Here is a 26056-nt window from a genome sequence, read left to right as displayed (position 1 = left end):
TCGATATGCCGTTTCAGCAATTCTGAATTATCAGGCATGACCTTACAGCATGGATTGGGGCTCGGCTAGGATGCCGGCATGAAACCTTCACCCGCATCCTCCGCTTCTCCCGCTGCCACTGGCCCGCTGGTCGGCTTGCGCATCCTCGATATGTCGACCGTGGTGGCCGGCCCGTTCGCGGCGACCTTGCTGGCCGATCTCGGCGCCGACGTCATCAAGGTCGAATTGCCGGGCAAGGGCGATCCGCTTCGCGAACTGGCGCCGCACAAGAACGGCGTGCCGCTGTGGTGGAAAGTCACCAACCGCAACAAGAAGGGCATCTCGCTCGATCTGCGCAAACCCGACGGCATGGCGTTATTGGCGCGGTTGCTCGCCGATCGCGACGTGCTGATCGAGAACTTCCGTTCCGGCACACTCGATCAGTGGGGCATCACGCGGGAGTGGCTGCAGGCGATCAATCCGCGACTGACGATCCTCCGCGTCACCGGCTTCGGGCAGACCGGGCCCTATCGCGATCGTCCCGGCTTTGCGCGAATCTTCGAGGCGATGAGCGGCTTCACCCGCATGTGCGGCGAAGAAGGCGGCTCGCCGCTGCATTTGGGCTATCCGATTTCGGATGCCATTGGCGGCCTGTTCGGCGCGGTTGGCGTACTGTCGGCGCTCTACAGGCTGAAAGAAGAGCCGGCGGCGCGCGGCCAGGAAATCGACTGCTCGATGACGGAAGCGATGCTGCGCACGCTCGACTTCCTCGCCATCGAATATGACCAGCTCGGTGTTATCAGGACTGCCAGCGGCAATCGCAGCCAATATGCCGCGCCGGGGAATATCTATGCGACCGGCGACGGGAAATGGGCTTCGATCGCGGCCTCAACGCAAAGCATATTCGTCCGGCTATGCGCCGCGCTTGAATTGGAAGGGCTGCTGGCTGATCTGAGATTTCGCGACAATCCGTCGCGGGTGAAGAACCGCGACGTGCTGGACGCGATTGTCGGCGGCGCGATTGCAAAGCTGACGCTGGCAGAGCTGCGCGTGAAATTCGAGGCCCACGAAGTCGGCTTCTCGCCGATCTATGATGCCGCCGACATCTTTGCCGATCCGCACTTCATCGCGCGCGGGACCATCGTCAGCGTGGCTGATCCGGAGCTCGGCAATGTCCGCATGCAATGCGTGGTGCCGCGCTTCTCGGAAACGCCGGGCGCGGTGCGCAGCGCCGGGCCTTCGATCGGCCAGCACAATGACGAAATCTACACTGCGCTGGGTCTGACGCCGGAAGAGATCATCCGGCTGCGCGGCATCGGCATTATCTAGGGGGGATCCATGAAGCGCATCATGATTGCCGCGCTGGCGATCTTCCTTGCGGCAGGGGCGCAGGCAGCGGAAGTATCGCGCATCGTCGTCGGCTTTCCGCCGGGACAGGCGACGGATATCATCGCCCGTCTGATTGCCGAACGCATCGCTCCGATCCTGGGCGAGACATTTATTGTCGAGAACCGGCCAGGGCAGGGCGGCAGCATCGCGCTGGCGGCGCTTGCCAATACGCAAGGCGACGGCCGCACGATGGTGCTGGCGCCGCTGGCCTCGATGGTCGCCAATCCGCATCTCTATAAATCCGTCGGCTACGACACGTTGAAGGATTTCGCGCCGGTGGCGCTGATCTGCGACTTGCCGATGCTTCTGGTGGTCAATCCGTCCTTGCCGGTGAAGACCGTGCCGGAACTGATCGCTTATGCCAAGGCGCACCCGGACAAGTTCGTCTACGCGTCTTCCGGCAACGGCACGCTGTCGCATCTCGGCATGGAAGACTTCAAGCGGCGCGCAGGGATTACCATGCTGCATGTTCCCTATCGCGGCAGCGCGCCTGCCATGACGGACCTGATGGCGGGCGTGGTGAACAGCGCTATCGATACCGTGGCCGTGACCCAGCCTTTCATCCAGTCCGGGGGCCTGCGGCTGATCGCGAGCGGCTATTCGCAGCGCGTGCCGGCGTTTCCCGATACGCCGACCTTGGCCGAACAGGGCTTTCCGGGGTTCGGTCTGGCGGCCTGGCTCGGCTTCGTGGTTCCGGCGGCGACGCCGAGGGATCGGGTCGAGGCGCTCAGCGCCGCGATCATCAAGGTCGTCCAATCTGATGGCATCGGCGAGAAGTTCGCAACACTCGGCGTCATCCCGCGCACGGCCGGGCCGGAAGGGTTTGGCGCGTTCATCAAAAGCGAATATTCGCGTTGGGGTGAAATCGTCAAGGCGACCGGTGCCAGGGTTGATTGAACGGCATATCGGAGGTGTCCGGGTGCGGGGCAGGGTGAATTGACTTTGACGCTTGATCGGCTGCAAATGCGGCCAATCAACAGGGTCCAAGAAACCGCGAAGGAAACACCATGGTTGACGCGCTGATCATCGACGCATGCAGGACGCCGCGCGGCATTGGCAAGGCCGGCAAAGGCGCACTGGCCGGTATTCATCCGCAGCAACTCGGCGCAACGGTCTTGCGCGCGCTCGCCGATCGCACCGGTATCAACACCGCCGATGTCGATGACATCATCTGGGGCACCAGTTCCCAGCGCGGCCCGCAGAGCGGCGATCTCGGCCGGATGTCAGCGCTTGATGCCGGTTACGATGTCCGCGCCAGCGGCGTCACGCTGGATCGCTTCTGCGGTTCCGGCATCACCAGCGTCAACATGGCAGCCAACGCGATCATGTCCGGCTCCGAGGATCTCGTGATCGCCGGTGGCACCGAGATGATGTCGATGGAAGGCCGCCGCGGCGAGGGGCCGTTCATGATGGATAACGGCAATCTCCGACTGCGCGCCCGGCATCCGCAGTCGCATCAAGGCGTTTGCGCCGATGCGGTGGCGTCGCTCGAGGGCATCACGCGGCAGGACGTCGATGAGTTGGGCCTCGAAAGCCAGAAGCGGGCGGCAGCGGCGATCAAGGGTGGCTATTTCGACAAGAGCCTTGTGCCGGTTTCCCGCGAGGACGGCAGTCTCGCGCTCGACCGCGAGGAATATCCGCGTCCGCAGACCACCCTCGAAGGGTTGGCCGGACTGAAGCCGGCCTTTACCGCAATCGCCGACTATCCGCTGGATGATAAAGGCACCACCTACCGCAATCTCATCCTCGAAAAACATCCCGGCCTCGACATCACCTTCATGCATCACGCCGGCAATTCCTCTGGCGTCGTCGACGGCTCGGCCGCGATCCTGTTGGCCTCGCCAAGCTACGCCAAGGCGCACGGCCTGAAGCCGCGTGCCCGCGTCGTCGCGATGGCGAATATGGGGGACTCGCCGACCCTGATGCTGAATGCGCCGGTCCCGGCCGCCCGCAAAGTGCTGGCCAAGGCCGGCCTCACGATCGATGACATCGATCTGTTCGAAATCAACGAGGCCTTTGCGGTCGTCGCCGAGAAATTCATTCGCGACCTCAAGCTCGATCGCGACAAGGTCAACGTCAATGGCGGCTCGATTGCACTCGGCCACCCCATCGGCGCGACCGGTTCGATCCTGATCGGGACCGTGCTCGACGAACTGGAACGGCGCGATCTCAGGCGCGGATTGGTGACGATGTGCGCCGCCGGCGGCATGGCGCCGGCTATCATCATCGAGCGGATCTAGGACGCGGGTTGGATTTGATTTGACGCGTTTTCTTCACGCGAACCGGTAGCCACCCTCGGATCAAGTCCGAGGACATGCTTTGCTCGAAAACGCTAGGCGGCCGGAAACTGAAGCTCGAACGCGACGCCGGTGTCTGATGGCACCAGCCGGATCGACCCGCCGTGGCTGGTCATGACGGCCTGGACGATCGCGAGCCCCATTCCGGTGCCGCCGGTATCGCGGCGGGTGGTGAAGAAGGCGTCGAAGATCTTCTCCCGGTTCGGCTCGGAAATCGGATCGCCGTCATTGCTCACCGTCATCCTGACGGTGGCGTCGCCGTCGACGGCTTCCAGCCGCACATGTTTCGCATTGTGACGGATCGCATTGTCGGTCAGGTGCGACAGCACGATCAGCGCTTTCTCGCTGGACATGCCGATCGAGCGTTCGAGGCAACCGGTGGCCTCGATCGCGCGGGTCGGAAACCGGCTCTTCAGGCCTCCGATCACCTGTGCCAGTTCGGTATGCTCGCAGTGCGGCGCGGTTTCGGCACGCGCCAGTTCACGCAACCGCTGGGTCATGGCTTCGAGGCGCTCGGTATCGCCCAGAATATTCGAGACGAAATTCTTCTGCTCCATCCGGGTGAGATTGTCGGTCTTGCTCTGCAGCGAATCCAGCAGCAGCTCGGCCGCGCCCTTGATGGACGTCAGCGGCGATTTCAGTTCATGGGTGAGGTGCGACGAGAAAGTCGCGATGTAGTCTGACCGCCGCGACAATTGCTGCGCCATTTCGAGGAAGCTGTGCGAGAGCTGGGCAAACTCGCGCGTGCCGTAGTGGGCGAGCGGCCGGAATGCGTCGCGATCGCCGCGGCTGATGCGCGCGGCGCGATCGACCAGTTCGCGCATCGGCCGCGTGATAGTTCGGGAGAAGACCAGTCCGATGATGATGGTTCCCAGCATGACGGCGAGCCCGGCAAGAATGAACTTGCCGCGCTCCTGATAAAGGTGGTCGAAAATATTGCTCGGCGTCCTCGACGTATAGACGACGCCCGCGACCCGGTTGTTGACGATCACCGGCATCGCCGAAAACACGTGAACGCCGACGCCGCGGCTGATCGAATAGATCGGGGGCGGGATCTTGTCGGGCACACGAATCCGCAATGCCGCACGGTATTGTCCCTGCAAGGCGGTGGCCACTTCCTCGATATGGGCAAGCGATTGGCCGACCTCGTCGCGGCCGGCGATCACGACGCCGCGGGGGTCGAGGATCCGAAATCCCGCCAGCGTGACCTTCTGGGTATCCAGGATGATCGGCATCATCCGCTTGCCGATCTCGATATAGGCTTGCGATGCGGGAACGTTGGCGGCAAGCGCATCCGGCCGTCGTCGGAGCAGGTCGCCACGGGCGGCGAGATCCAGCGCCGGCCGGATCGGCGTCATCTGGTCCTGGCGATCGGTGCGCGCTTCGGGCGGGATTTCGGCACCGAGAATGATCCCGTCGTTGAGGCGGGCCTCGACTTCGCGCGCATAGACTGCAGCCAAAACTCGGCTTTGCGCGATCAATTCGGCCTGGGTCTGGTGAATGAGCTGATTGTCGTAGAGGCGGAAAAAGAACAGCCCGACCAGCGGCAGCGTGGCCACCGAGGCCAGCACGGTAAAAATGATCAGCCCCAGCGATGGCCGCCATTTCTCGCGCGCGCGTTCGGTCATGTCTGCGGCTCGCATCGTCCGAGCTTGAAACCGACACCGTGAATGGTTTCGATGACATTGTCGCAATTGGCCGCGGAAAGCTTGGCGCGGATGTTGCGAATATGGCTGTCGATGGTGCGGTCGGAGACCTGGATGTTGAGCTGATAGGCGGCGTTCATGATCTGCTCGCGGCTGAAAACCACCGTCGGCCTCGTCAGGAAGGTACGCAGGATTCCGAATTCGATGGCGGTCAGGCGCAGCGGCGTGCCGGCGAACTCAGCGACATGCTGTTCGGGGTCGACTGACAACCTGCCTTGGAAAAGCGCCGCCGCTTCCTTTGCGTCGGGGCCGCGGGCCATGCGGCGCAGAATGACATTGACGCGAGCGACGAGCTCGCGCGGACTGAAGGGCTTTGTGACGTAGTCGTCGCCGCCAATCTCGAGGCCCAGTACGCGGTCGATTTCATCGTCCCGCGCCGAAAGAAACAGGATCGGAACGTCGGAGGTCTTGCGAACTTCCCGGCAGACGTCCAGCCCGTCGAGTTCCGGCATGCCGATGTCCAGAATGATGAGATCGGGCCTGTCAGCCTCAAAACGCGTCAGCGCTTCGCGGCCGTCCTTCGCCTCGTTCACGGTCATGCCGGCCTTGCGGAGGGCGACACGAATGACCTCGCGGATGTGCAGGTCGTCGTCGACGATGAGGATGCGGTGCGTCAAACGTCTCTCTCCAGGAAGGCCGTTGTCAGCCGGTCGTCGAATTTTGTCTGGCGTCGAGTGTACGCTGGAGCCGCCAGCTCCGGAAACCCCAGGCACGCCAGGAAGCCATGTCTTTCTGCTGCTGTTCTACAAGGCGATCACGCACGGCAGCAAGATATGGGTCGCGTCCTCGAAGCACAAATGCCCTGTCGATGGCCGGCAGGGCCTGCGGCCCAAGCTGCCTGAGGTAGATCGTATCGAGCCAAACGCCCTTGCCTGAAACTTCGCGACTGTGGCTGATATTGTAGTCGGCGATTGCCGGCGTCAGATCGACCAGCGCACAAAGATAGAGCGTTGTGGTCAATACCATCAGATTCGCGCGGATCAGCCAACCGTTCGACCGGTTCAATACGATGCGCGCGACGATGAGCAGAAGCCCGATCACGACGAGGCCCATCCAGATGAAAGCCGCAATGCGCCACCAGGTGAGCAGATAGATCTGGACATAGAGATCGAGGCGCAGGATTGACGAAACCACCAGCAAGACATTCTGGGCCACCCAGAGATAGACCAGCGGCCGCATGATCTTTGATTGCCCAGCCGGGTCACCGGGTTTCATGGCTGCGAGAACGAATCCAGCGGCCAGCAGCGCCGTGACAATGAGAGGGTAAGCGCCTCTGTGCGCATAGGAAGCGTAACTGATGTCGGCAGGGAGTGTTGTATTTCCCCAGAGATAAATTGCATCGAGAACGGTTTGGACTGCAAACAGCAGATTGAACAGGATCAGCGAGCGCAGGATCGTCGCAGCGCTGAAAAAGTCAGTGCCATGAGGTCGCGTGTCTTGTTCCTGCGTGACGGCTTCGGCGAAGTCTACCACCACCCTGGATTTGTTGCGCCATCGCACATGAACGAAAGGCCAGACGATGGATAGCACCGCGAACCAAAACAGCGTCCGGCCGATGTTGATGTGAGAGGCGGCGTTGGCCGGAGTGATGATGAGGTTGATCCATTTCTCGATCACGGGATTGGCCGATGCGAACAGGAATATGAAGACACCGCCGAGAACGATGGGAATGAACCATACAGCAATGCCCGAGATTACGGTCGGTAGACTGATCGTGCCGGGGACGTCCCGGAGCATCCGGAACGGCGCGATCAGGTATAGTTCGCCGAGAGCCCTTGCGCGCTGGCCAAGGCGGCCGCGTTGACGATTGGTTGTGAGCTGGAGACAGATCCCCAACGACAGGATGATGAAGGCCAGCGAGATTGCGTTGAATTCCTCGAAGGCCGGCACGAGGCCTGCCGCGGCAAGGAGGCTCGCTAGCGATAGTTGCGTTCGGTCCATTGTCGCGAAATTGGCCAGCAGCGAACCGAGGATCAGGGCGATCGTGAAGATGACGGCGGATATTCCGACTGGTTGATCGCAGAACAACCAGTCTGCCAATGCCGCGAGCGCAATCGCAATCGCTGGTTTGACCGGGAACACGCCCTTTCGAGCAATAGTAGAATCGGATGCCGGCGTGGGGAAGTCAGTCATGTCTGCGCTACCCGGCTGGTGAGGGGGGCTGCAAGCCAGCGCCATCGTTGGGTGGTCGCATAGCCACCAACCGTCATTGGCTAATCGTGTGGGAATTGGCATTCGGTGATCGCCCCTGGTTGCAGCACCGACTATCGATCGCCGTTGTGCAATTGCAGGGAAGGCCATCTGCAAGACTTCAGGATTTTTATGCAGTTTCTGTGCAGGCCTGCTTATGCGCTCGCAACGACGCGTTCGGTTTGATACCGGCAGTGGTCGCCTTCGGCTGCACACAGGTTCTGGTCGTCGTTCATGCCCATCATCAAGCGTTTCGGCTGGCTCTTGATCTGGCCCGCCGGACTGGTTCTGGGTTTCATCGCCGCCAACAAGAACGATCCTTATCTGATCGCGCTGCGCGGTCCCGGAAATATTGCGCTCGCCGTCGGCAGCGTTGTTGTTGTCATAGTCTTGGTTCGCCGAGGCCGGTGGAGGCAGGGCGTCACCGGAAGATTTCTCGTGCTGTTGTGGTGTCTGCCCCTGCTCGCGGTGCTGTCCGCGCAGGCTTCATTCGAATGGCGCAAGCACGCCGTTCTGCAAACCGATGCCGCGCCAGCGCGCGTTCTGGGGCAACACTTCATCGTCGGCTATTCGTCATTCCCGGAAGTTGCGGCGCTGGCCGAAAAGGGTCTGATCGCGGGCATCTACATCACCAAGCACAATGTCACCGGAACGACCGCGGACACGCTGAAGGCGGAAATTGCCGATCTTCAGGACAGGCGGCGGGCCGCCGGCTTGCCGCCATTGGTCGTTGCCGCCGATCAGGAAGGCGGCATTGTCTCGCATCTCGCGCCGCCCTTGACCAAATTGCCGTCGCTATCGACGCTCGTCGATCTTGCTCTGGATAATCGATCCGCGACAGCAGAGACGTACGGGCGCGTTCATGGCCGGGAACTGGCGGCGCTGGGTGTCAATCTCAATCTGGCGCCGGTGCTGGACCTGCGGCCGGAGACGAAGCGCAACCGGTTCGATTTCAACACCCTGATCGGCTACCGCGCGATTTCCGATGACCCCGCCATCGTGGCCGGCATTGCCCAATCCTACGTTGACGGGCTTGCGGCGTCAGGCGTCGGTGCCGCCGTAAAACACTTTCCCGGGCTGGGCCGGGTTGGTGCCGACACCCATCATTTCAGCGCCAACCTGGATACTTCAGTGGAGCAACTGGAGGCCTCCGACTGGCGCCCGTTCCGGGATGTGCTGGCGGGTTCGAAGGCGCATCTGATGATCGGGCATGTAACGCTGACCGCGGTCGATCCGGATCGCCCCGCGTCGCATTCCCGGCTGGTCGTCGACGGAATCATTCGCAAGAAATGGAATTACCAGGGCGTCGTCATGACCGACGATCTGGTGATGGGCGCGATCTATCAGCACAATGTCTGCACCGCGGTGGTCGAGGCGCTGAACGCCGGGGTCGATCTATTGCTGGTCGCCTTCGACGGCGCGCAGTTCTATCGTATCTTCACCTGTGCCGCGGAAGCGTTTGCGCAAGGCAAGCTCGATGCGGCAACCTTGCGTAACAGCGAAACCCGGCTCACCGGTGCCGTTCTCGTGGATTAGCAGCTACAGTACCAGTATTGACGTGGTCGCGGATGGTCGTTTCACTTGGCTCTGAGGCGCTGGCGCCGGCGGGACGGAGATCCTGCTCCCACCGCCGCCGGGAAACGCTTTGGACGGGTGATGCGATGCAGTTCGGGATCTTCGATCAAAACGACCACGGGCCATATCCGCTCAGCGAGCAGTACGAAAACCGGCTGCAACTGATCGAATTCTACGACTCCGCCGGGTTCCGCACCTACCACATGAGCGAACACCATTCGACGCCGCTCAACCTGACGCCGTCGCCGAGCGTCTTTCTCGCAGCAGTCGCGCAACGCACCAAGCGCCTGCGCCTCGGTGCGCTGGTCTACGTGTTGCCGGCGCATCACCCACTGCGGCTGGCCGAAGAAATCTGCATGCTGGATCACTTGAGCCAGGGTCGGATCGAGGTCGGGATCGGCCGCGGTGCCTCGCCGCATGAGCTGCATTATTTCGGCGTCGATCCCGATCAGGCGCAGGCGATGTATGTCGAGGCCTATGGCGTCATCATGCAGGTGCTGACGAAAAACGAGGTGGATTTTCGCGGCAAGCACTATCGCTTCGAAAATGTGCCGATCGAGATTAAACCGGCGCAACTGCCGCATCCGCCGCTGTGGTACGCGGTCCCGGTGCCGGAAGGGGCGGCGTGGCCGGCGCAACATGCGATCAACATCGTCTGCGGTGGACCGCTGCCGCGGGTGCGCGAAATTACCGACCGCTATCGTGCCGAATGGGCGGCGGCGGGGAATTCGCTCGCGCAGTTGCCCTTGCTCGGGATCAACCGCTTTGTGATTGCGGCCGATACCGACCGCGAGGCGATGGAACTCGGGCGCCGGGCCTGGCCGCCGTTTTATGCGAGTTTCATGAAGCTCTGGAAGCAGCATGGTACGCAGCCGCGCTTTGCCCGCCTGCCTGAAGATTTCGAAACCATGGTGCAAAACGGCGGCGCAATCGCGGGATCGCCGGGCACGATCCGCGAGCAGGTACGCAGGATGGTCGAGGAGGCCGGCGCGAATTACTTCATCAGCCAGTTCTCGTTCGGGGATCTCAGACAGGACGAAGTGCTGCACTCCGCCGGCATCTTCGCGCGCGAGGTGCTGCCGGCCGCGCGCGAACGCGTTGCGCAGGTGGTTTAGGGGCACGAGCGCATGATCATCCGCATCATCGGGACAAGCCGCGCGATCGAGATTGACGATCCCAAAAACTTTAGGGCGTTCTCGGTTCGGATCGAAGGGACGATCGGTGCTGAAGTTCAGGCCGAATTGCTGCGTTGCGTGGCGGTGAGCAGCGACCACGCGCATGCCTGGATTTCCGAGCAGGCGCTGCGCGAATGGCCTTCGCTCAAATCCGAGGCATGGTGGCAGGAAGGTCTGTCGAACATGATGGCGGCCGTGCAGAAGTTTGGCTGGATCGATCAGGCCAGCCAATCGATCCGTGCTCATATTGAGTATGCGCCGTAGGAACCAGTGTAGCGGCTTCGTCAGGATTGCGCGCAGGCGCGGGCTTTTGGTCCTGCCGTCTGGACCACGACACGTAATAGGCAACGGCTGTCATGGCGGCCACTCCGGCGACGCTGACCAGGACCTGCATGGCAAGTGAATCCGGACCCGTGATCAGGATGAAATGTCCGGCAAACGACAGGAATACGCCGGCGCAGAACACGGGCAGCCATTCTTCGCCACACTTCAAGAGTGGTTGCAGGGCCGGCCATTGAAAACCGCGCCAGTCCCGCGGCACCAGGTAGCTGAAGAGGAAGGCCAGCGCCAGGAAGTGCAGCACCCGGTAGGGGGCGATGTTTTCCTTGTCGTTGGGAAGGAAAGTGTCGAGCAGAGGCTCAGGGATCATCGCGGCAAGCCGCGGGGATTTCCCGGCCATCGTCACGGTCAATGCGAACAGCAGATACAACACCGCTGCTACGCGCAGGATCGACAGGTTCTGCAGCGCGTGAACGGCGCGCATTGTCCTGGCGCCGCTTAAAGCAAGCCAGGCACCAAGCACGAAGAGCAGTTGCCAGCAGAACGGATTGAAATACCAGTGCCCGTCCGGATACGCCGACAGGTTCCAGTCGAGGTAGCGGGCCGCCCCGTAGACGCCGACCGAAGCGGCCAACGTCAGATTGGGGCGGCGCATCATTCCGAACAGCACGAACGGGAAGAATGCCATCAGCACGATGAAAAGCTGCAGCACATCGAGGTTGAGCGGCTTGGCCTGCAGCAACAGACCGTAAATCAGCGTCCGTATGGTGTGGTCGACGATCCCGGTAACGTTGAACTCGCCGATGATTTCGGGCGCCGCGGTTTTCCGCGCGACGTATCCGATCAGGTCGATGTAGATCACGAACAGGACGACATAGGCGGCATAGAGCTGCCACAGCCGCTTGAAGATGCGGGTCGCCGTCACGATGAAGCCGCGCTCCAGCATCATCTTTCCGTAGAGGATTGCGGCGGTGTAGCCGCCGACGAAAACGAACAGGTCGGTGGCACCGCTGAATCCAAAATTCCGCAGGGTCAGCAAACTGACCGCGTTGTGCGGAACGTGATCCACAAAGAGAAACCAGGCCGCGATTCCGAACAGGAGACAGAGCCGGAGATCGCCGTCGCGCGCGGCGATCTCGGCCTTCATGGAAGGATACATTGAGGTTTAAGAACTTTGCATGACGGAGGAATTGAGTCGCGAATCTAGCGCGACTGTCCGCCACGTTCGAATAGACTTTGCGTGAAGAACAATTAAGCCGGTTGTCGGCAATCAGCAATGGTGATGATCACAAATTTTTGAGAAAGAACGCAAGGCGCGCTCAAATCGTCTCATGCTTGCGCAGGTCGCGGACATGATCGAATTGGCCGGCCTGCAGATCGGAGCCCGTCGCGTCGATGTCGGGCAGGGCCGCTTCGCTCAGTATGTCGGCGGTGATGTCCTCGACCGAGCAATCCGCGACTTCATGAACAAAGCTGATATTCCTGTATTCGCCGGACGCGATCCGCGAAACGACCTCGCGCCGGGTGATTTCCGGGTCGACGACGGCCTCGCGGCCGCGCCGGCCGTAATCGATCATGACGACGAAATACTGCATGCCGGCGATCTGGCCCTCATCGGGAGATGGAATCGAACGGCTGCAGTATTTCGGAAAAACAGAAAAAAGTCCAGCGCAAAATTCGGAAGATCGGAAATGGGCGGCTCGAGCGGTTCTTTCCAGGCTCGCCGGGCAGAATCACCCTGCTGCCGGGCGGCTACTTCTCCGGCGTCCGTCCACCCGGCGCCTTGGTCGCCTTGCGCGTCCGCGCCAGCGCCTTGTTGCGCAGGCGTTCGATCTGGCCTCTCGGCAGAGTGACGCAGATCTCGCCGATCCATTCGAGCTTGACCCCGCTGATCGGCTTGGCATTGAAGCTCGTGAGATTGACCAGTGTGGCGGATTTTCCCCGCTCGATCGTCTTCAGATAGCGCTCGCCCGTCTTCAGGCGCACGGCGGCTTCCTCGCCGTAGAAGCTCGACAGCGGATGATGCTGGTCGCGAAAAACCACGATAATATCGCCGTTTTCGTACTTAGGCAGCATGGAATCGCCGGCGACCTCGAAGGCGATGGTCTCTTCGGCGATCGGGAAGGGTAGCTCGACATCGCCAAGGCCTTCGGGCGGCACCTGCTCGTGCTCGGGTTCGATCGAGGCGCCGGCGCCGACGCGGCCCATGATCGGCACCGAGTTCAGTTCGAGATATTCCATGATCGGCGCAATTTCCGACGCCTTGATCAAGCGAATCCCGGACAGGATCTCGGAAACCGCGCCCGGGCGAACGCCCATCGCGGTCGCGAGACCGCCCTTGGTCTTGCCCGGTTTTTCCAGTCCGCGTTCGATCAGCCTGATGTCCAGCATGGCTCATCCTTTCCGAATTTCAGAAATGATAGCAATTCCGATTATCAGAAATCAAGCTTGACTTTCATTTCGGAATATCAGAAATTAGGTAGACGGCGGCGGGCATGACGGGAAGAGGGGGGAATAATGGAGCAGACAAGCTGGCCGCCTGAGCATTCGGACGCGTTGCGCAAGTATCTCGCTGCGCGGCTGCCGTTTTCGGAGATCGTCAAGGCGATCAATCTGAAGTTCAAGACGGCCTATACGCGGAACGCCGCGATCGGCCGCGCCAGGCGAATGGGAGTTGCCGGCTCCGATCGTCCGCAACCCCTGCTGCAGGCCGTGCCACCGCGGCTGGAGCGAATTGTCAAAACCGCTCCGGTCGAACCCGGAGCGGCTGCGCTGCGCCGGCCGACGCCTCCCCTGAAGACGCAGGAACCGCCAAAGCTGCGCTGTGCCGAGGTCGAGCCGCGCCATCTTTCGCTGATCGAGCTCGAGCGCGGCGATTGCCACTATCCCTACGGCGGCGATGAAGAGGGCGAAGCCATCACCTTCTGCGGCCATCCGCGCCAGCCCGGTTCGAGCTATTTCGCGCCGCATTTTCAGTTGAGCCGTAATCCCGTCGCGTCGCCCGAGCGCGAAGCTATCGACAATGCCATCTGGTTGCGGATCGTCGAGACGGCGTAACCAAGATTTTCAGACCGTATTCGAATTGTCATTTTCGAAAGGAGACCGCCAGATATGCCCAGAGCCAAACGCAAAAAGCCCCACGATCCCGCCAAGGCGCATGACCGGCGGTCACGGGATCTGTTGCGCAACGCCGAAGTCGCGACGGTGGAGGTCGACAATCCGCTGGCGCTCGACCCCGGCGACAAGATCGTGGTGCTGCGTTCGACCCGCAACGATCCGCTGGGGCGGCTGCATTCGCATCACCAGATCGATGAAGCGCAATATCAGGCCGGACGCGCCTTCCAGAGCGATTGGGAAAAGGCCGAGCGGGGACCGCGCGCGGTGGACCCGACTCGCGAATATGTCGACGGCGGCCAGGCGCGCGAGCCGATCACCGAAGGACAGCGCAAGGCGGTGCTGCGGCTGAACCATGCCGAGCGCGAACTCGGTGCCGACGGTTCGGCGATCGTGCATGACGTTCTGGTTCACGGCATGACCATGAACCAGATCGGGCAACGACGGGGATTAACCACCCAGCGCTGGCGCGACTATTTCTCCCGCCGCTTCTGCGAATGCCTCGACTGTCTGGCACTGCTCTATGGGTTCGCGACGCAGAAGCGGTGATGGATAGAAATTCCGCCCTCGGAGAATGAACCAAAGCGTGTGTGGCGCCGTCAAAACGCGGTAAACCCGGGAGCCATCATGAAGGACGTCGTTGTCACCTGTTTTCTCGCCTGTATTGGCCTAGCGATGGCTGTCGCAGCGATCGCGGCCGATGCAAGCTATCTCGGGACCTGGAAGGTTACCGGCGCAACGGCGGCGCCGTGGGCCGATCCGAAGCAGAAGGCCGACGTTACCGAGCAGACGCGTCTGATCGGCAAGGCCGTCGTGTTCAAGACAAGGGAGATTGCCGGCCCCGAGCCCCTGGCGTGCAAGGCGGCGCACTACAAGGAAAAGAACTATAGCGCCGATATGATCTTCCAGGGCGCTTTCGAAGAGATGAAGTCAAAGGACAGGTCGGTCGACCCGAGCAAGATAGCCGCCTCGCTCGGCTTTACCGGCCATGGCATCAAGACGTTGGAAACCGGATGCGAGATCGACTTTCATTTCGTCGATGCAACGACGGCGGAGATCGGCCTGAACAACACGGTCTATACGCTGAAGAAGCAGTAGGGAGCGTGACCGGCCGCCTGCGGGCTAGAACCCGCCCGCGCTGAATCGCAGCGGCTGCACCACGTCGTAGGCGGCTTTCGTCAGCGGCACGGCGTAGTCGACGGTCAGGGCGCCGAACGGCGACGCCCAGGTCAGGCCGGCGCCGACCGAGGAGCGCACCACGCTCTTGTTGGCGACCTGCAGCGAGGAAGTCGATCCGCTGTAACGAAACACGCTGCCGGCGTCGACGAAGGCGCTTGCCTTGAGGCCGTACTCATCGGGCACGCCGGGGATTCCGCTTTGCAGTTCGGCGGTGGTCGCCCAGTACATGCTGCCGCCGACATTATCCATGGTGGTGCCGGGCGTCAGATCGCGCGGTCCAAAGCCGTTGGTTGCAAACCCGCGCACCATGGTCGGGCCGCCGAAGAAGTTGTTCATCAGCGGCACCTGCTGGCCGCCCCAGCCGGTGATATAGCCGCCTTGCGCGCGAACCATGCCGGTCAGGTCGCTGTTGATCGATTTGTAATAGCGCACGTCCTCCACGGTCCGCAGGAATTTGACGTCACCACCGAGGCCGGCCAGATCCTGGCTGAGCTGCGATTTGATCCCGTTGGTCGGGCTCTTGGTATTGTCGAGCGTAGAGTAAGTCGCGGTGCTGCCGACGGACGAAACCCAGGCGGGGCCTGCAGCGGCCGCCTGCTGGATCGGCAATGACGGCGTCAGGCCGGAGCTGTTCGGCACCAGCGTGATATTCTGGTTATAGATCGAGTAGCGCCACTGTACGCCGAGCTGCTCGTTGATCGGCGTCCCCAGTTGCAGCGTCGCGCCGTAGATGGTGCTGGCATAGGACTGGTAGCTGGTGGCATCGTTCTGTCGGCCGAACAGTTCGATCCCGGCCGCGACCTTGGTGCCGAGAAAATATGGCTCGGACACTGCCAGATCGACCCCGCGCGCATATTGCCCGTAAGTGAAGGTCGCCTGCACGTTCTTTCCGGAGCCATAGAGATTGCGCTCGCCGACCTTTAGCTCGACAAGGGCGCCGTCGGTGGTCGAGTAACCGCCGGCGATGTTGAAATCGCCGGTCGATTGATCGATGGCCTCGACGTCGAGCACGACACGATCGGGCGTCGAGCCGGGCTTGTTCGAGATCTTGACGGTCTTGAAATAGTTCAAATTCTTCAGATGCCGCTCGGCCCGATCGATCAGCGTCTTGTTGTAGGGATCGCCCTCGGCGATATCGAATTCTCGCCGGATCACGTAGTCGCGGGTGCGCGTATTGCCGTGGATATCGATGCGCTCGACATAGGTTCGCGGCCCCTGGTCGATCACGAAGGTGATGCCGACGCGTTGGGCGGCGGGTTCGCGGTCGAGGCGGGGTGTGGCTCGCGCAAAGGGATAGCCGAGCTTGGCCATCTCGATGGCGAGAACTTCGGAGGTCTTGTCCAGCGCGTTGCCGTCGAATACCGCGCCCGAGCGGGCGAGCGGCAGCCGGCGAAGCTTGTCGCAATCCAGTCCCGGAATGTCGCAGGTGACGCTGACGTCGCCGAAATGATAGAGCAGGCCTTCGTCGATCGCGAAAGTCAGCGCGAATCCCTTGATCGCCGGATCGTATTCGGCCCGGGCGGAAGTCACGGCGACGTCGGCGTAGCCCTTGCTGCGGTAGTAGAGCCGCAGTTGTTCCTGGTCCTGGGAGATACGATCGGGATCGTAAACGTCGCCGCCGGTCAGGAAACTCAGCATGTTTGTGGCCGACGTCTTGATGACGGCGTTGAGCTGCCGCTTGCCGAAAACATGGTTGCCGGTGAAGTTGATCTGCCGAACCGTGGTCTTTGCGCCCTCGGTGATGGCATAGACGAGATCGACGCGGCCGTTGCCGCGGTCGATGATATCAGGTTCCACCCGGACGTCGTCGCGTCCGACATGCCGGTAAGCCTCGATGATGCTGTTGACGTCGGCCTGCACGGTGGCGCGCTGCAGCGCGCCGCGCGGCTTGGACGCAATAGCAGCCTGAAGGTCAGCGTCCTTGACCTTCTTGTTGCCCTCGAACGCGACACGGTCGAGCACGGGTGCCTCGGACAGATGCACGACCAGCCGTTCGCCGGAACGATCGATCGAAACCTTGTCGAACAGGCCGGTTGCGATCAGGGCCTTTAATGCCGCGTCGCGCGCGGCATCGTCGAACTGGCCGTCCGGCGCGGCGTGAAAATATGACCGCACCGTTTCGGCATCGACGCGCCGGTTGCCCTCGACGACGATCAGGTCGCGGGACGGCTGCGCAGCGACAGCCGATGTCATGGGCAGCAACGCGACCGTACCAGCAACCCAGCACGCGGCGATGCGCAATCGCTGCGGCCGCTTCCATGGCGTGATGCGCGAGCTCTTCACGTCGTCTCCCATCTGCCCAATGCCGATCGAATTGCCTGCGCGGGGCGAAAAAATGTCTGACGCAAGGTGAGTTGCGGGCCAAGGTGCCACAATTTGAACGTCTTGATTAACCGGCCTGCTCTCAGAATTGTCGCAATGGCTGCATCATTCTTTGCGCTCGAAAGAGAAGGGGACGTTGGCGCGTGCGCCAGCCTTTCGTCAGGAGCATCACATGCGTTATGCAGCCCTCGTTGCAGCTTCGCTCATGCTGGTCCAACCCGCGCATGCAGAGAAGACGCCGGATGTTGATCCGCGCGCGTCACTCGCCGTGGTCCAGCAGTGGATCTATAATTATCGCGCCAAGCCGGACTATGCGCACGTCCCCGCCGCCGTGCGCGTGCTGTTTCATTCGCAGACCTTCAAGGAACCGGAAAACGCCGGCATCTATCTCGGCTTTATCGCGGGCGCGATCGGATCCAATCCGGTCAAGGCCGAGCAGCTCATCGCCGGCCTGTTTCCGGTTCCGCCGGAAGACGAATGGGTGATCGTCCGAGCCATCGCCTATTCGGGATTGCCGGACTGGAGAAACATATTGCGCCGGGTTGCACCGCGAATGCCGGCGCGGCGGGTGATGATCGACAGCTATCTTGCAGGCAAGCTGCCGATCTTGACCGAAATTCCGCTGGAAGAGGTGAAGCCTGGCATGCTCGACCGACTGAAGGGAACGTTCACGAAGAACCCCTTTGCCAAGGACGACAAGAAGCTGAACACGACGCTGACATTCGCCAGCAACCAGGATCTGCTGGATACCCTCTGGGGATATTACTTTGCGACCGGCTCGCACGCTCCGATCCAGCGGATCCTGCAGATGCTGCCGTGGAGCAAGAGCCGGGATACGGTCGACAAGCTGACGGTCGGAAGCATGGCGCGCTATACGCTGGCGAGTTACGCGATCCGCGATGCCGGCTTGCGCGAATATCTCCGCAGCGAATTGGTGAAGCAGCCGGCGGCGGTCAAGGCGCCGCTCGGCGAGGTGATCGAGGCCGCCGACACCGTACAGATCGCAGCGTTGCGCAAGGACGCGCTTGCGGCCGTGGATGAACTCAAGACCAAGGGCTCGGACAGCCGACGCAATCTCGACTTTTGGGGTCAGGTCGGCGTCGGCGCGGTCGCGCTCGGTTGCGTCTCGGCGGCGGCGCTGGGGCAGGTGGCGGTCGGCATTCCCTGCGTGATCGGAGGCTCGGCCTCGCAGGGGCTGCTGTCGTTCTGGGAAAAACAGCAGTGATATTGGCCTGACCATGAAGTCAGTTCAACGGTGGCCCGGAATTTCGGGCCACGGCTGATGCTTCGCGCCAGACGTCGACGGCCGCGCTTACTGAACGGGACGCCTGGTGTGATTCGACCCACCCCGCGGCTGCTGGGCGAAGGCGTTGTTGACGCTGGCTTCCGGCAGGAAAGGATCGCGCGCGCAAGTCCCGCCACGGCCCGCCGACATTTCCTGGCACTGCTCCAACGATGTGAAGCTACAGCTCCGCATCGCGGAGGTGACGTCGGTGCGGCAATACTCGTATTTGGCCGCAGCCGCTGGTGTGCTGAAGCCGGCCAAGGTCAGCGCCAGGAAGGCGGCAGCGGGCGCCGCGGTCAGTGTGAAAAGCTGTTTCATCTCGTTCTCTCTGTGTTGGCTGGACTCCTCACAGATCGACGTGGGGTGATAGGAAGCCGGCGGCCATGGGCCGTGAAAAAAAGCAAAAGAATTCCGCCATTTGCCTGGATGGCGCTGGAAATCCGGCGCAGAGCAATGCCTTTATGGAATGATATGCGTCATACTAAAGGCGAAGGCCTACGCCTGAGCATGCCAGCCGCCATGCAGCAGCTATTGCAGTCCCGCGCGGCGGAAACCTTCCAGATAATGCTCGCGATCGGCGTCGAGCTTCCACGGCAGTTGGGTCGCGATCCAGGCGAGCGAAATATTCGGTTGGCTCCGGCGCAATTCCGCTAACGCCGCCTTGGCGACGTCGATCTGGCCGGCCATGCCGGCGGCGACCGTCAGCACCCGGTAGGCTCCGGTGAGATCGCCACGTTGACGGGTCGCCTCGCGGGCCAGCGTTATCGCTTCACCATAGTTCTTGCCGACGAACTGGGCGTAGGCCGCAACGCCGTAGTAGATCGCCAGGGACGGATCGCGCGGGCTCTGACGAATGGCGCGTTGCGCAGCCGCGCAGGCATCCTGCCAGCGGCCGCTATAGCATAGCGCCAGAGCGTAGTAGCCCTGCGCCAGCGAAAAATTGGGGTTGAGCTGCAACGCCAGTTCAAACTCGGCCAGCGAAGCGTCGAGCCGTCGGGTCGAGAAATAGACGCTGGCGAGCGCGGTATGCGCCCAGGCGTCCTCGCTGTCGACCGAAACGGCCATCAACGCCGCGCGCTCGGCCATGGGGGCGGCGGATGCAATATCGGTCCAGCCCAGATGCACACCGAACATCTGGTTGGTCGCAATCAGGGACAGCGCCTGACCATAGTCCGGATCGATCGCGATTGCTTTTTCCAGCAGGGCCTGAGCGGCGGCGCTGTCCGTTCGCGTTACCCGCCAGTGATGCGACAGCGCCCGCATCACCAGGTCCCAGGCATCCACGTTGTTCGGGGGCTTGCGCCGGCTGCGAAAATTTTCCGCGGCATAGATCTGCGGCTCGATCGCCGTCACGATGGCGTCGGTGATCTCGTCCTGCACGGCGAACACGTCGGTCAGGTCGCGGTCGTAATGCTCCGCCCAGATGTGGCTGCCGGTCGCAGTATCGTTGAGCTGCGCGGTGATGCGCACCCGATCGCCGCTCTTTCGTACGCTGCCTTCGACGACGTAGCGTACGCCGAGTTCGGCGGCGACCTGCTTCAGGTGCACAGGCTTGCCCTTGTAAGTGAACGAGGAGTTGCGCGCGATTACGAAGAACCAGCGCAATTTGGACAGCGCGGTAATGATGTCTTCGCTGATGCCGTCGGAGAAATATTCCTGTTCTCGATCGCCGCTCATGTTGTCGAACGGCAGCACGGCGATCGCCGGCCGGTCCGGCAGCGCCAACGCCGGCTGCGGCCGTGCAGCGTCTCCCTGCAGTACGGCGGCCGGCGGACCGCCGTCCGAATGCTTGTTTACGGCGCCGACGAAGCGCAGGCCCTTGCGCGGAAAGGTCCGGATCAGCCTCTGGTCCTTGCCGTTGTCGCCGACGGCATTTCGAGCGGCATTGATGCGGCTGTCGAGCGTCGAATCCGACACGATCCGGCCGCCCCACACCAATGCAATGAGATCGTCCCTGCTGACGACCTGATCGCGGTGCTTCAAGAGATGGACCAGCAGATCGAACACCTGTGGCTGCGTCGCGACCAGCTCGGTGCCGCGCCGCAACTCGCGGCGGCTGGTATCGAGGGTGTGATTATCGAAGCTAAACACGTGCGTCATCGTATCTTTCTCAGGAAATAATCAAGTGCACCTCAAGCAACAGGCAAAGTCTTCCGGCCGTCTATCCCGCATATACCGGGAGTGCGATCCAATTGCCTGTAGCGGAGACATTTTTATGACCCAAATCCATGCCCTTGGTCCGGAGGCGCCGGGAAATCGAATGCTCAAATTGACCGCATTTCTGTTCGGCGCTGTGGCCTATCTCACATTTCTCTTCACGATTCTGTACGCCATCGGCTTCGTCGAGGGCCTTGTTGTTCCGAAAGATATCGATACCGGGGCGAAATCGCCCGTATTCGGGGCGCTCGCGATCAACCTCGCACTGATGTCGTTGTTTGCCATCCAGCACAGCGTGATGGCGCGCAACTCGTTTAAACAATGGTGGACGCGGTTTATTCCCAAGTCGGTCGAGCGCAGCACCTATGTGTTGCTCGCAAGCCTGGTGCTGCTCCTGCTGTTCTGGCAGTGGCGCCCGATGCCTGCGGTGATTTGGCACATCGAGGAGCCGGAAATAGCGGCGGTGATCACCGGAGTGTCGTTCGTCGGCTGGGTGATGGTCTTCACCAGCACCTTCCTGATCAATCATTTCGAACTGTTCGGATTGCATCAGGTTGCCAACCATCTCGTCGGACGGGAGATGTCGCCGCCGATTTTCCGGACGCCGCTCCTGTACAAATTCGTGCGGCATCCGATTTACCTCGGCTTCATCATCGCCTTTTGGGCGGCGCCGACGATGACCGCCGGACACCTGCTGTTTGCGGCGGTGACCACGGCCTACATCTTCGTCGGCATTCTGCTGGAAGAGCGCGATCTCACCGCGATGTTCGGTGACGACTATCGACGTTACCGGGAGCGGGTCTCGATGCTGCTGCCGTGGCGGAAACAGATGTGAAGGACTCTCAAATTGATCCTAAGGAGATATGAAATGATGAAACATACTGGAAGCTGCTTTTGTGGTGCGGTCGAAGTGCAGGCCTCCGGTTCACCGGAAGGCATGGGCTACTGCCACTGCCAGTCGTGCCGGTCGTGGTCCGGCGGCCCCGTGAACGCGTTCAGCCTGTGGAAGCCGGAAGCGGTGAAGGTTACATCCGGCGCGCAACACGTTGCGACGTTCGCGAAGACGCCGATGAGCGAGCGGAAGTACTGCGCGAAGTGCGGCGGTCATCTGATGACCAATCATCCGACGCTCGGGCTCGTCGACGTATTCGTGGCCACGCTTCCGACGCTTGCCTTCACGCCTGGCGTCCACGTCAATTATTCCGAGACGGTGCTGCCGATGCGCGACGGTCTGCCCAAACTGAAGGATTTTCCCGCGGAGCTCGGCGGCTCCGGGGAAATGGTCAGCGAGTAGATAGGCCGGTTCTCATGGCAACGGCGCGGCGAGCATAGCTCGCTGCATCGTTATCGACGATCCCCGCCGCCCGACGCCTGGACATAACCAGGGTCGGGCGGCGGTGTTTTGGGACGAACCTTCGAAGGTTTGGCTTCCCGGCATGCGAGGTCGGCGCTTACCTCGGGGAGACGCTCGGGCCGGCCGAGGGGCGGTGGGCCGCGCGGGCGCACTGCCCCGTTTCGAGAGCTATGTCAGCCGCAACTCCCGCCCTGCAAAATCGGGGTTTGGCGTTATCTGCAGGCTTCCGCTAAAAGGCCGGGAAGCCGTGCTTGCGGCGCTGGCCGCCAGTTTCGCCATACAAAACAATAAGAGGAAATGTCCGAATGACTGCAGGACCGCAATTGCCCGAGCGAACGCCGCGCGCAAAGGGCGAACCGACTGCCCTTGATGGTCTGCTGGTCGTTGACTTTACCCGCGTCGTTGCCGGTCCCGCCTGCACCCAAACTCTGGCGGATTTTGGCGCGGAGGTGATCAAGATCGAAAACCCGGATGGGGGCGACGATACCCGCCACTACGAGCACGCGGAAACCGGCGGCGAGAGCGCGGCCTTTATCAGTCTCAATCGCAACAAGCGCGGCATTGCGCTCGATTTCACCAACCCGGCAGCGCTGGAGCTTGCGCGCCAGCTGATCGCGAAAGCGGATGTGGTGGTGGAGAATTTCTCCGGCGGCGTGATGAAAAAATACGGGCTCGACTACGCCTCGGTCGTGGCGACCAACCCGCGCCTGATCTATTGCTCGATCTCGGCCTATGGCCGCAAAGGCGAGTTCGCGTTGCGTCCGGGCTTCGACCCGATCACGCAGGCCGAAAGCGGCTTCATGTCGCTCAATGGCTTTCCGGATGGTGAGCCGGTCCGTACCGGATCGCCGATCGTCGACATGGCGACCGGCATGTCGGCATGCAACGCGATCCTGCTGGCGTTGATTGCCCGCGATCGGCTCGGCCGCGGCCAGCAGGTCGAGGTGGCGCTGATCGATACCGCTGTGGCGTTGACCGGCTTTTACGGCATGGCGTATCTGATCAGCGGTCAGAATCCGGGCCGTTTCGGTAATTCGCCGAACGGTTCGCCCACCGTTGGCGTCTATCAGGCGTCCGACGGGCCGCTCTACATGGCCTGCGCCAATGATCGGCTTTACCGCCGTCTCGTGACGGATGTGCTCGACCGGCCCGACCTCGTCACCGATCCGGAATTCGCCCACCGGAAAAACCGAACCGCCAACAGGGAAAAGCTGCGGGGCATTATCGCCGCCGTGTTTGCCCGCGACACGCTCGAGAACTGGATGGCGAAGATGAAGAAGGCCAATATTCCGGTCGGCTATCTCCGCAACGTGGAACAAGGCTTCAACTCGCCGGAAGTGCGCGGCCGCGATCGCCTCAGCAAGATCCCGCATCCGACCGCGGGTTCGGTGCCGAACATCGAAACGCCACTGCATATGAGCCTGACGCCATCGATCGATCCCGTGGCAGCGCCGCTGCTTGGCGAGCATACCAAGGAAGTGCTGCGCAAGACGCTCGGCTACGACGACCGCAGCATCGCCGCGTTGGCCGAGGCTGGGGCTTTCGGCAAGGCAGGAAATACCGCACTGAGCGGAAGCGATTTGGAGGCGGATTAGGCGCAGGTTGGACTCCGTCCCACCTGCGCAACCCGATTTTCTCCTGTTGAACGGTGGCCGCGGTGCAGGACGCGCAGTCACGAAGTACCCTTGTGTTGGTCCTGAAAAAGCGCCGAACTCTGACGTTTTCGGCCACAATCGAGACTGACGCTGGCGTCATGAAAACGCTGGCTTTCATCTCGCTTCTTGCGCTGCTCACGATTTCCGGGGCGGCCTATACCGACCAGCTTTTCACGACCGATCAGCGCACGACACAAGGGGCGAATTGAATTCGCGCCTGAAGCACCTTGGGGACGACATTCATGCTTTCGATTGACCAATTTCTGCGGTTCATCAGCGTACCGGCCGTAATGGCGGCCTTCCTGATCGCTTCCCAGGTTTCGGGAGCGGGAATCTTCCACTCCTCGCCGATGCACTTCGCCAGCGAATAGCAGCCCTCCGTTCTCAGACCGGATTAACCCGTTCAAAGCAGTAGCTTTTCCCGTTTCTGCGGCTAATGTGCCGCCAAAACGGGAGAGAAACAGCATGAACGACGGGACCCCTATCCGGGCGGCGAGAAATGTCGAGCTCGGCGCCAGCGGCGAAGAATTCCAGAATCTCCACGAATTCGTCAACAAGGCCCGCGCCCGGCTGAACCAGAACGCCTGGGACTATATCGTCGGCGCCTCGGAGACCGAGACGACCATGCGGCGCAACCGTATGGCGCTGGACGAGATCGCGTTCCGGCCACGGGTTCTGCGCAACGTTGCCAAGGTCGAGGCCTCCACCGAGGTCTTTGGCCGCAAATTGCGCATCCCGGTCATGATTGCGCCGGTCGGCGCCCTCGAAATCTTCGATCCCGCCTCCGGCGCGGCGGTGGCGCGCGGTGCCGGTCATTTCGGCGCCGCCCATATGCTGAGTTCGGTGTCCGAGCCGGGGCTCGAAGCGACCGCCAAGGCTGCGCCCGACGCGCTGCGCATTTACCAGCTCTATGTCCGCGGCGATGATGCCTTTGTCGAGGACGTGGTCAGCCGCACGATCGAAAACGGCTATGCCGCGTTCTGCCTGACCGTTGATACCGCGCATTACAGCCGGCGCGAACGCGACATCGCCAAGCGCTATGTGCGCGCAAGCCGGATCCGCGCCACCGGCGGCGATTTCCAGAAGGGACTGGAATGGCGCACCGTCAAGCTGATCAAGGACAAGTACAAGATCCCGCTGGTGCTCAAGGGCATTGCCACCGCAGAGGACGCCAAGATCGCGCTCGATCACGGCGTGGACTGGATCTATGTGTCGAACCATGGCGGCCGCCAGCTCGACCACGGCCGTGGCTCGATGCATGTCCTGCCGGAAATCGTCGACGCCGTCGCCGGCCGCGCCAAGATCATGGTCGATGGCTCGATCTGCCGCGGCACCGACATTGTAAAGGCGATCGCCTCCGGCGCCGATCTGGTCGGCATCGGCCGCCTGCAATGCTGGGCGCTCGCTGCCGCCGGGGAGGCCGGCATCGTGCGAATGCTGGAACTGCTGGAAGATGAAATGATCCGCTGTCTCGGGTTGCTCGGTCTCACCAGCCTCGGCGAGCTGAACAAATCCTGCCTGCATGCGGCGGCGCCGACCAATCCGCCGAGCGTGTTCAGCGCCTTCCCGCTGCTGGATATCGAACCCTATCGGTATTGAAGGGGGCGAGTGCCGGGTAGATGACCGGATGGCGGCTTCGCGCGAAGCCGCCGCGTGGTCATAGCCTTATCGCGACGGCGAAAGCGGCCCGGTCACTCCCGCTGCATTATTATGTGCGTACCAGAAGACGCCGCAGCAAAGACAAAATCTGATCGAAATCTCCCAATAGCTGAAGCGAATGGTGGACAATCCCTTTGCTGAACTCAGCCTCGAGAGAGCTATCGGTCTTCGGTGGACGCTACGGGATATTCAGGCCCGCCGGCTGAGAATGTCGCCCGTCAGCGACGAGGACCTGCGCTTCCTGGCCGAACTCGGCATGATCGAGGTCCGTGATGAGGGGCCGGTGCTGACACAAGCCGGGACCGCGGTGCTGAACGGGTAACGGTCCCGTTCTAGAGCCTTATCGGTTCTGATTGAATCAGAACCGGGCTCTACTCTCTTGTTTTGACGCGTTTTCTTTACGCGAACCGGCATCCACTTCGCTCGAAAACGCTCTAGCGTGCTTTCAGAAAGCTTTCCCCGGAGTCGCAGGGCGCGCATCGATAGGTCAGCACGTCATAGGTTTGATCGCGCGGCTCGATCGTGGCCAGTCGCATCTGCGCCCCGCATTTGATGCACGGCATTTCTATGCTGGTCTGGAATCGCGTGCAGGTCGGTGTCGGCCGGAAAGTTTGCAGCATCCTATCCCCATGTCCCCAGGAGAGACGTATTTAGAGACGCAACGCCACCGACAGTTGAGCCCTAGCCCCGAATCACTATGCCACACTGTTGACTCGATTGGAATCGGTGGGGGCGCCCGTA

The 26056-nt window shown here is 61.7% G+C and carries 25 protein-coding genes; 15 read left to right on the top strand and 10 right to left on the bottom strand.

Translation table 11 applies throughout. The annotated features are described in order from the left end of the window. The first annotated feature begins 78 nt into the window (after positions 1-78). The 3 genes from BLS26_RS08600 to BLS26_RS08590 all read left to right on the top strand — a co-directional run bounded on the left by BLS26_RS08600 (position 79) and on the right by BLS26_RS08590 (position 3608). The gene (locus BLS26_RS08600) at positions 79-1308 is read left to right on the top strand and encodes a CaiB/BaiF CoA-transferase family protein (protein WP_092510154.1); all 1230 of its coding nucleotides are present in this window, start codon (positions 79-81) and stop codon (positions 1306-1308) included. 9 nt (positions 1309-1317) lie between these two features. After that, entirely contained in the window at positions 1318-2265 is a 948-nt protein-coding gene (locus tag BLS26_RS08595; protein ID WP_092510152.1) for a tripartite tricarboxylate transporter substrate binding protein, read from the top strand. A 110-nt stretch (positions 2266-2375) separates the two neighbouring features. Then, entirely contained in the window at positions 2376-3608 is a 1233-nt protein-coding gene (locus tag BLS26_RS08590; protein WP_092510150.1) for an acetyl-CoA C-acetyltransferase, read from the top strand. A gap of 92 nt (positions 3609-3700) precedes the next feature. Here BLS26_RS08590 and BLS26_RS08585 read toward each other — a convergent pair whose 3' ends face one another. Genes BLS26_RS08585 through BLS26_RS08575 form a run of 3 tightly spaced genes read right to left on the bottom strand, consistent with a single transcriptional unit; the run spans position 3701 to position 7504 of the window. Beyond that, the gene (locus BLS26_RS08585; RefSeq protein WP_092510148.1) at positions 3701-5293 is read right to left on the bottom strand and encodes an ATP-binding protein; all 1593 of its coding nucleotides are present in this window, start codon (positions 5291-5293) and stop codon (positions 3701-3703) included. Then, positions 5290-5988, bottom strand: coding sequence for a response regulator transcription factor (locus BLS26_RS08580; protein ID WP_092510146.1), 699 nt, complete (start codon positions 5986-5988; stop codon positions 5290-5292). The genes BLS26_RS08585 and BLS26_RS08580 overlap by 4 nt, the downstream gene beginning before the upstream one ends. 25 nt (positions 5989-6013) lie before the next feature. Next, a complete protein-coding gene (locus tag BLS26_RS08575) occupies positions 6014-7504 on the bottom strand; it encodes a DUF4173 domain-containing protein (protein ID WP_244541883.1) in 1491 nt (496 codons plus the stop codon). 291 nt (positions 7505-7795) lie between these two features. Between BLS26_RS08575 and BLS26_RS08570 the strand changes: the two genes are divergently transcribed. The 3 genes from BLS26_RS08570 (at position 7796) to BLS26_RS35610 (ending at position 10575) form a co-directional block, all read left to right on the top strand. Beyond that, positions 7796-9097 carry a glycoside hydrolase family 3 N-terminal domain-containing protein gene (locus BLS26_RS08570; RefSeq protein WP_092510144.1) on the top strand — a complete coding sequence of 434 codons (1302 nt, stop codon included), beginning with the start codon at positions 7796-7798 and terminating at the stop codon, positions 9095-9097. 125 nt (positions 9098-9222) lie between these two features. Further along, positions 9223-10251, top strand: a complete 1029-nt coding sequence (locus BLS26_RS08565; RefSeq protein WP_092510142.1) for an LLM class flavin-dependent oxidoreductase — start codon at positions 9223-9225, stop codon at positions 10249-10251. Between the two features lie 12 nt (positions 10252-10263). Further along, positions 10264-10575 carry a hypothetical protein gene (locus BLS26_RS35610; protein ID WP_157676386.1) on the top strand — a complete coding sequence of 104 codons (312 nt, stop codon included), beginning with the start codon at positions 10264-10266 and terminating at the stop codon, positions 10573-10575. Here the strand turns inward: BLS26_RS35610 and BLS26_RS08560 are convergent. From BLS26_RS08560 to BLS26_RS08550, 3 genes are all read right to left on the bottom strand, one after another. Beyond that, positions 10457-11749: an OpgC domain-containing protein gene (locus BLS26_RS08560; RefSeq protein ID WP_092510140.1), complete on the bottom strand. Its 1293-nt coding sequence runs from the start codon at positions 11747-11749 to the stop codon at positions 10457-10459. The two genes, BLS26_RS35610 and BLS26_RS08560, sit on opposite strands and share 119 nt — an antisense overlap. Positions 11750-11909: 160 nt before the next feature. Next, the gene (locus BLS26_RS08555) at positions 11910-12185 is read right to left on the bottom strand and encodes a hypothetical protein (protein WP_092510138.1); all 276 of its coding nucleotides are present in this window, start codon (positions 12183-12185) and stop codon (positions 11910-11912) included. 157 nt (positions 12186-12342) lie between these two features. Then, positions 12343-12981, bottom strand: coding sequence for a S24 family peptidase (locus tag BLS26_RS08550; RefSeq protein ID WP_092510136.1), 639 nt, complete (start codon positions 12979-12981; stop codon positions 12343-12345). A 126-nt stretch (positions 12982-13107) separates the two neighbouring features. Between BLS26_RS08550 and BLS26_RS08545 the strand changes: the two genes are divergently transcribed. The 3 genes from BLS26_RS08545 to BLS26_RS08535 all read left to right on the top strand — a co-directional run bounded on the left by BLS26_RS08545 (position 13108) and on the right by BLS26_RS08535 (position 14802). After that, positions 13108-13647, top strand: coding sequence for a GcrA family cell cycle regulator (locus BLS26_RS08545; RefSeq protein WP_092510134.1), 540 nt, complete (start codon positions 13108-13110; stop codon positions 13645-13647). A 54-nt stretch (positions 13648-13701) separates the two neighbouring features. Further along, positions 13702-14253 (top strand): DUF6456 domain-containing protein, encoded by a 552-nt coding sequence (locus BLS26_RS08540; RefSeq protein WP_092510132.1) that lies wholly within the window; start codon positions 13702-13704, stop codon positions 14251-14253. A 78-nt stretch (positions 14254-14331) separates the two neighbouring features. Next, entirely contained in the window at positions 14332-14802 is a 471-nt protein-coding gene (locus BLS26_RS08535) for a hypothetical protein (RefSeq protein WP_244541882.1), read from the top strand. A gap of 24 nt (positions 14803-14826) precedes the next feature. Here BLS26_RS08535 and bamA read toward each other — a convergent pair whose 3' ends face one another. Further along, positions 14827-17166 carry an outer membrane protein assembly factor BamA gene (gene bamA, locus BLS26_RS08530; protein WP_244541881.1) on the bottom strand — a complete coding sequence of 780 codons (2340 nt, stop codon included), beginning with the start codon at positions 17164-17166 and terminating at the stop codon, positions 14827-14829. 211 nt (positions 17167-17377) lie between these two features. Here bamA and BLS26_RS08525 point away from each other — a divergent pair, with 211 nt between their 5' ends. Further along, complete coding sequence (locus BLS26_RS08525; RefSeq protein ID WP_092510128.1) at positions 17378-18430, top strand: hypothetical protein; 1053 nt, start codon at positions 17378-17380, stop codon at positions 18428-18430. An 87-nt stretch (positions 18431-18517) separates the two neighbouring features. Here the strand turns inward: BLS26_RS08525 and BLS26_RS08520 are convergent, their stop codons facing one another. Both BLS26_RS08520 and BLS26_RS08515 read right to left on the bottom strand, forming a co-directional pair. Then, positions 18518-18808 carry a DUF3551 domain-containing protein gene (locus BLS26_RS08520; protein ID WP_092510126.1) on the bottom strand — a complete coding sequence of 97 codons (291 nt, stop codon included), beginning with the start codon at positions 18806-18808 and terminating at the stop codon, positions 18518-18520. Positions 18809-19018: 210 nt separating this feature from the next. After that, a complete protein-coding gene (locus BLS26_RS08515) occupies positions 19019-20590 on the bottom strand; it encodes a winged helix-turn-helix domain-containing tetratricopeptide repeat protein (protein ID WP_092510124.1) in 1572 nt (523 codons plus the stop codon). Between the two features lie 115 nt (positions 20591-20705). On the opposite strand from BLS26_RS08515, the gene mddA reads away from it, so the two are divergent. The 3 genes from mddA (at position 20706) to BLS26_RS08500 (ending at position 23596) form a co-directional block, all read left to right on the top strand. Beyond that, the gene (gene mddA / locus BLS26_RS08510; protein ID WP_092510122.1) at positions 20706-21482 is read left to right on the top strand and encodes a methanethiol S-methyltransferase; all 777 of its coding nucleotides are present in this window, start codon (positions 20706-20708) and stop codon (positions 21480-21482) included. Between the two features lie 36 nt (positions 21483-21518). Continuing rightward, positions 21519-21941 carry a GFA family protein gene (locus BLS26_RS08505; RefSeq protein ID WP_092517804.1) on the top strand — a complete coding sequence of 141 codons (423 nt, stop codon included), beginning with the start codon at positions 21519-21521 and terminating at the stop codon, positions 21939-21941. Positions 21942-22306: 365 nt separating this feature from the next. Then, on the top strand, positions 22307-23596 hold the full coding sequence (locus BLS26_RS08500; protein WP_092510120.1) for a CaiB/BaiF CoA-transferase family protein: 1290 nt from the start codon (positions 22307-22309) through the stop codon (positions 23594-23596). 77 nt (positions 23597-23673) lie between these two features. On the opposite strand, the gene BLS26_RS36260 is transcribed toward BLS26_RS08500, so the two are convergent. Further along, the gene (locus tag BLS26_RS36260; RefSeq protein ID WP_172804570.1) at positions 23674-24123 is read right to left on the bottom strand and encodes a hypothetical protein; all 450 of its coding nucleotides are present in this window, start codon (positions 24121-24123) and stop codon (positions 23674-23676) included. On the opposite strand from BLS26_RS36260, the gene BLS26_RS08490 reads away from it, so the two are divergent. Further along, positions 24122-25255 carry an alpha-hydroxy acid oxidase gene (locus BLS26_RS08490; protein WP_092510118.1) on the top strand — a complete coding sequence of 378 codons (1134 nt, stop codon included), beginning with the start codon at positions 24122-24124 and terminating at the stop codon, positions 25253-25255. The genes BLS26_RS36260 and BLS26_RS08490 overlap by 2 nt on opposite strands. A gap of 178 nt (positions 25256-25433) precedes the next feature. Continuing rightward, complete coding sequence (locus tag BLS26_RS08485) at positions 25434-25637, top strand: hypothetical protein (RefSeq protein WP_092510115.1); 204 nt, start codon at positions 25434-25436, stop codon at positions 25635-25637. Positions 25638-26056: the final 419 nt, after the last annotated feature.

Source organism: Afipia sp. GAS231 (genome assembly GCF_900103365.1).
Lineage (GTDB): Bacteria > Pseudomonadota > Alphaproteobacteria > Rhizobiales > Xanthobacteraceae > Bradyrhizobium.
This window is presented reverse-complemented; position numbering and strand designations above follow the sequence as displayed.

Bases quoted from the DNA above. Each gene is read 5' to 3' on its own strand.
- BLS26_RS08600 (WP_092510154.1), top strand. From the start codon at position 79: ATGAAACCTTCACCCGCATCCTCCGCTTCTCCCGCTGCCACTGGCCCG.
- BLS26_RS08595 (WP_092510152.1), top strand. From the start codon at position 1,318: ATGAAGCGCATCATGATTGCCGCGCTGGCGATCTTCCTTGCGGCAGGG.
- BLS26_RS08590 (WP_092510150.1), top strand. From the start codon at position 2,376: ATGGTTGACGCGCTGATCATCGACGCATGCAGGACGCCGCGCGGCATT.
- BLS26_RS08585 (WP_092510148.1), bottom strand. From the start codon at position 5,293: ATGACCGAACGCGCGCGCGAGAAATGGCGGCCATCGCTGGGGCTGATC.
- BLS26_RS08575 (WP_244541883.1), bottom strand. From the start codon at position 7,504: ATGACTGACTTCCCCACGCCGGCATCCGATTCTACTATTGCTCGAAAG.
- BLS26_RS08570 (WP_092510144.1), top strand. From the start codon at position 7,796: ATGCCCATCATCAAGCGTTTCGGCTGGCTCTTGATCTGGCCCGCCGGA.
- BLS26_RS08565 (WP_092510142.1), top strand. From the start codon at position 9,223: ATGCAGTTCGGGATCTTCGATCAAAACGACCACGGGCCATATCCGCTC.
- BLS26_RS35610 (WP_157676386.1), top strand. From the start codon at position 10,264: ATGATCATCCGCATCATCGGGACAAGCCGCGCGATCGAGATTGACGAT.
- BLS26_RS08560 (WP_092510140.1), bottom strand. From the start codon at position 11,749: ATGTATCCTTCCATGAAGGCCGAGATCGCCGCGCGCGACGGCGATCTC.
- BLS26_RS08555 (WP_092510138.1), bottom strand. From the start codon at position 12,185: ATGCAGTATTTCGTCGTCATGATCGATTACGGCCGGCGCGGCCGCGAG.
- BLS26_RS08550 (WP_092510136.1), bottom strand. From the start codon at position 12,981: ATGCTGGACATCAGGCTGATCGAACGCGGACTGGAAAAACCGGGCAAG.
- BLS26_RS08545 (WP_092510134.1), top strand. From the start codon at position 13,108: ATGGAGCAGACAAGCTGGCCGCCTGAGCATTCGGACGCGTTGCGCAAG.
- BLS26_RS08540 (WP_092510132.1), top strand. From the start codon at position 13,702: ATGCCCAGAGCCAAACGCAAAAAGCCCCACGATCCCGCCAAGGCGCAT.
- BLS26_RS08535 (WP_244541882.1), top strand. From the start codon at position 14,332: ATGAAGGACGTCGTTGTCACCTGTTTTCTCGCCTGTATTGGCCTAGCG.
- BLS26_RS08525 (WP_092510128.1), top strand. From the start codon at position 17,378: ATGCGTTATGCAGCCCTCGTTGCAGCTTCGCTCATGCTGGTCCAACCC.
- BLS26_RS08520 (WP_092510126.1), bottom strand. From the start codon at position 18,808: ATGAAACAGCTTTTCACACTGACCGCGGCGCCCGCTGCCGCCTTCCTG.
- BLS26_RS08515 (WP_092510124.1), bottom strand. From the start codon at position 20,590: ATGACGCACGTGTTTAGCTTCGATAATCACACCCTCGATACCAGCCGC.
- mddA (WP_092510122.1), top strand. From the start codon at position 20,706: ATGACCCAAATCCATGCCCTTGGTCCGGAGGCGCCGGGAAATCGAATG.
- BLS26_RS08505 (WP_092517804.1), top strand. From the start codon at position 21,519: ATGAAACATACTGGAAGCTGCTTTTGTGGTGCGGTCGAAGTGCAGGCC.
- BLS26_RS08500 (WP_092510120.1), top strand. From the start codon at position 22,307: ATGACTGCAGGACCGCAATTGCCCGAGCGAACGCCGCGCGCAAAGGGC.
- BLS26_RS08490 (WP_092510118.1), top strand. From the start codon at position 24,122: ATGAACGACGGGACCCCTATCCGGGCGGCGAGAAATGTCGAGCTCGGC.
- BLS26_RS36260 (WP_172804570.1), bottom strand. From the start codon at position 24,123: ATGCTGTTTCTCTCCCGTTTTGGCGGCACATTAGCCGCAGAAACGGGA.
- BLS26_RS08485 (WP_092510115.1), top strand. From the start codon at position 25,434: ATGGTGGACAATCCCTTTGCTGAACTCAGCCTCGAGAGAGCTATCGGT.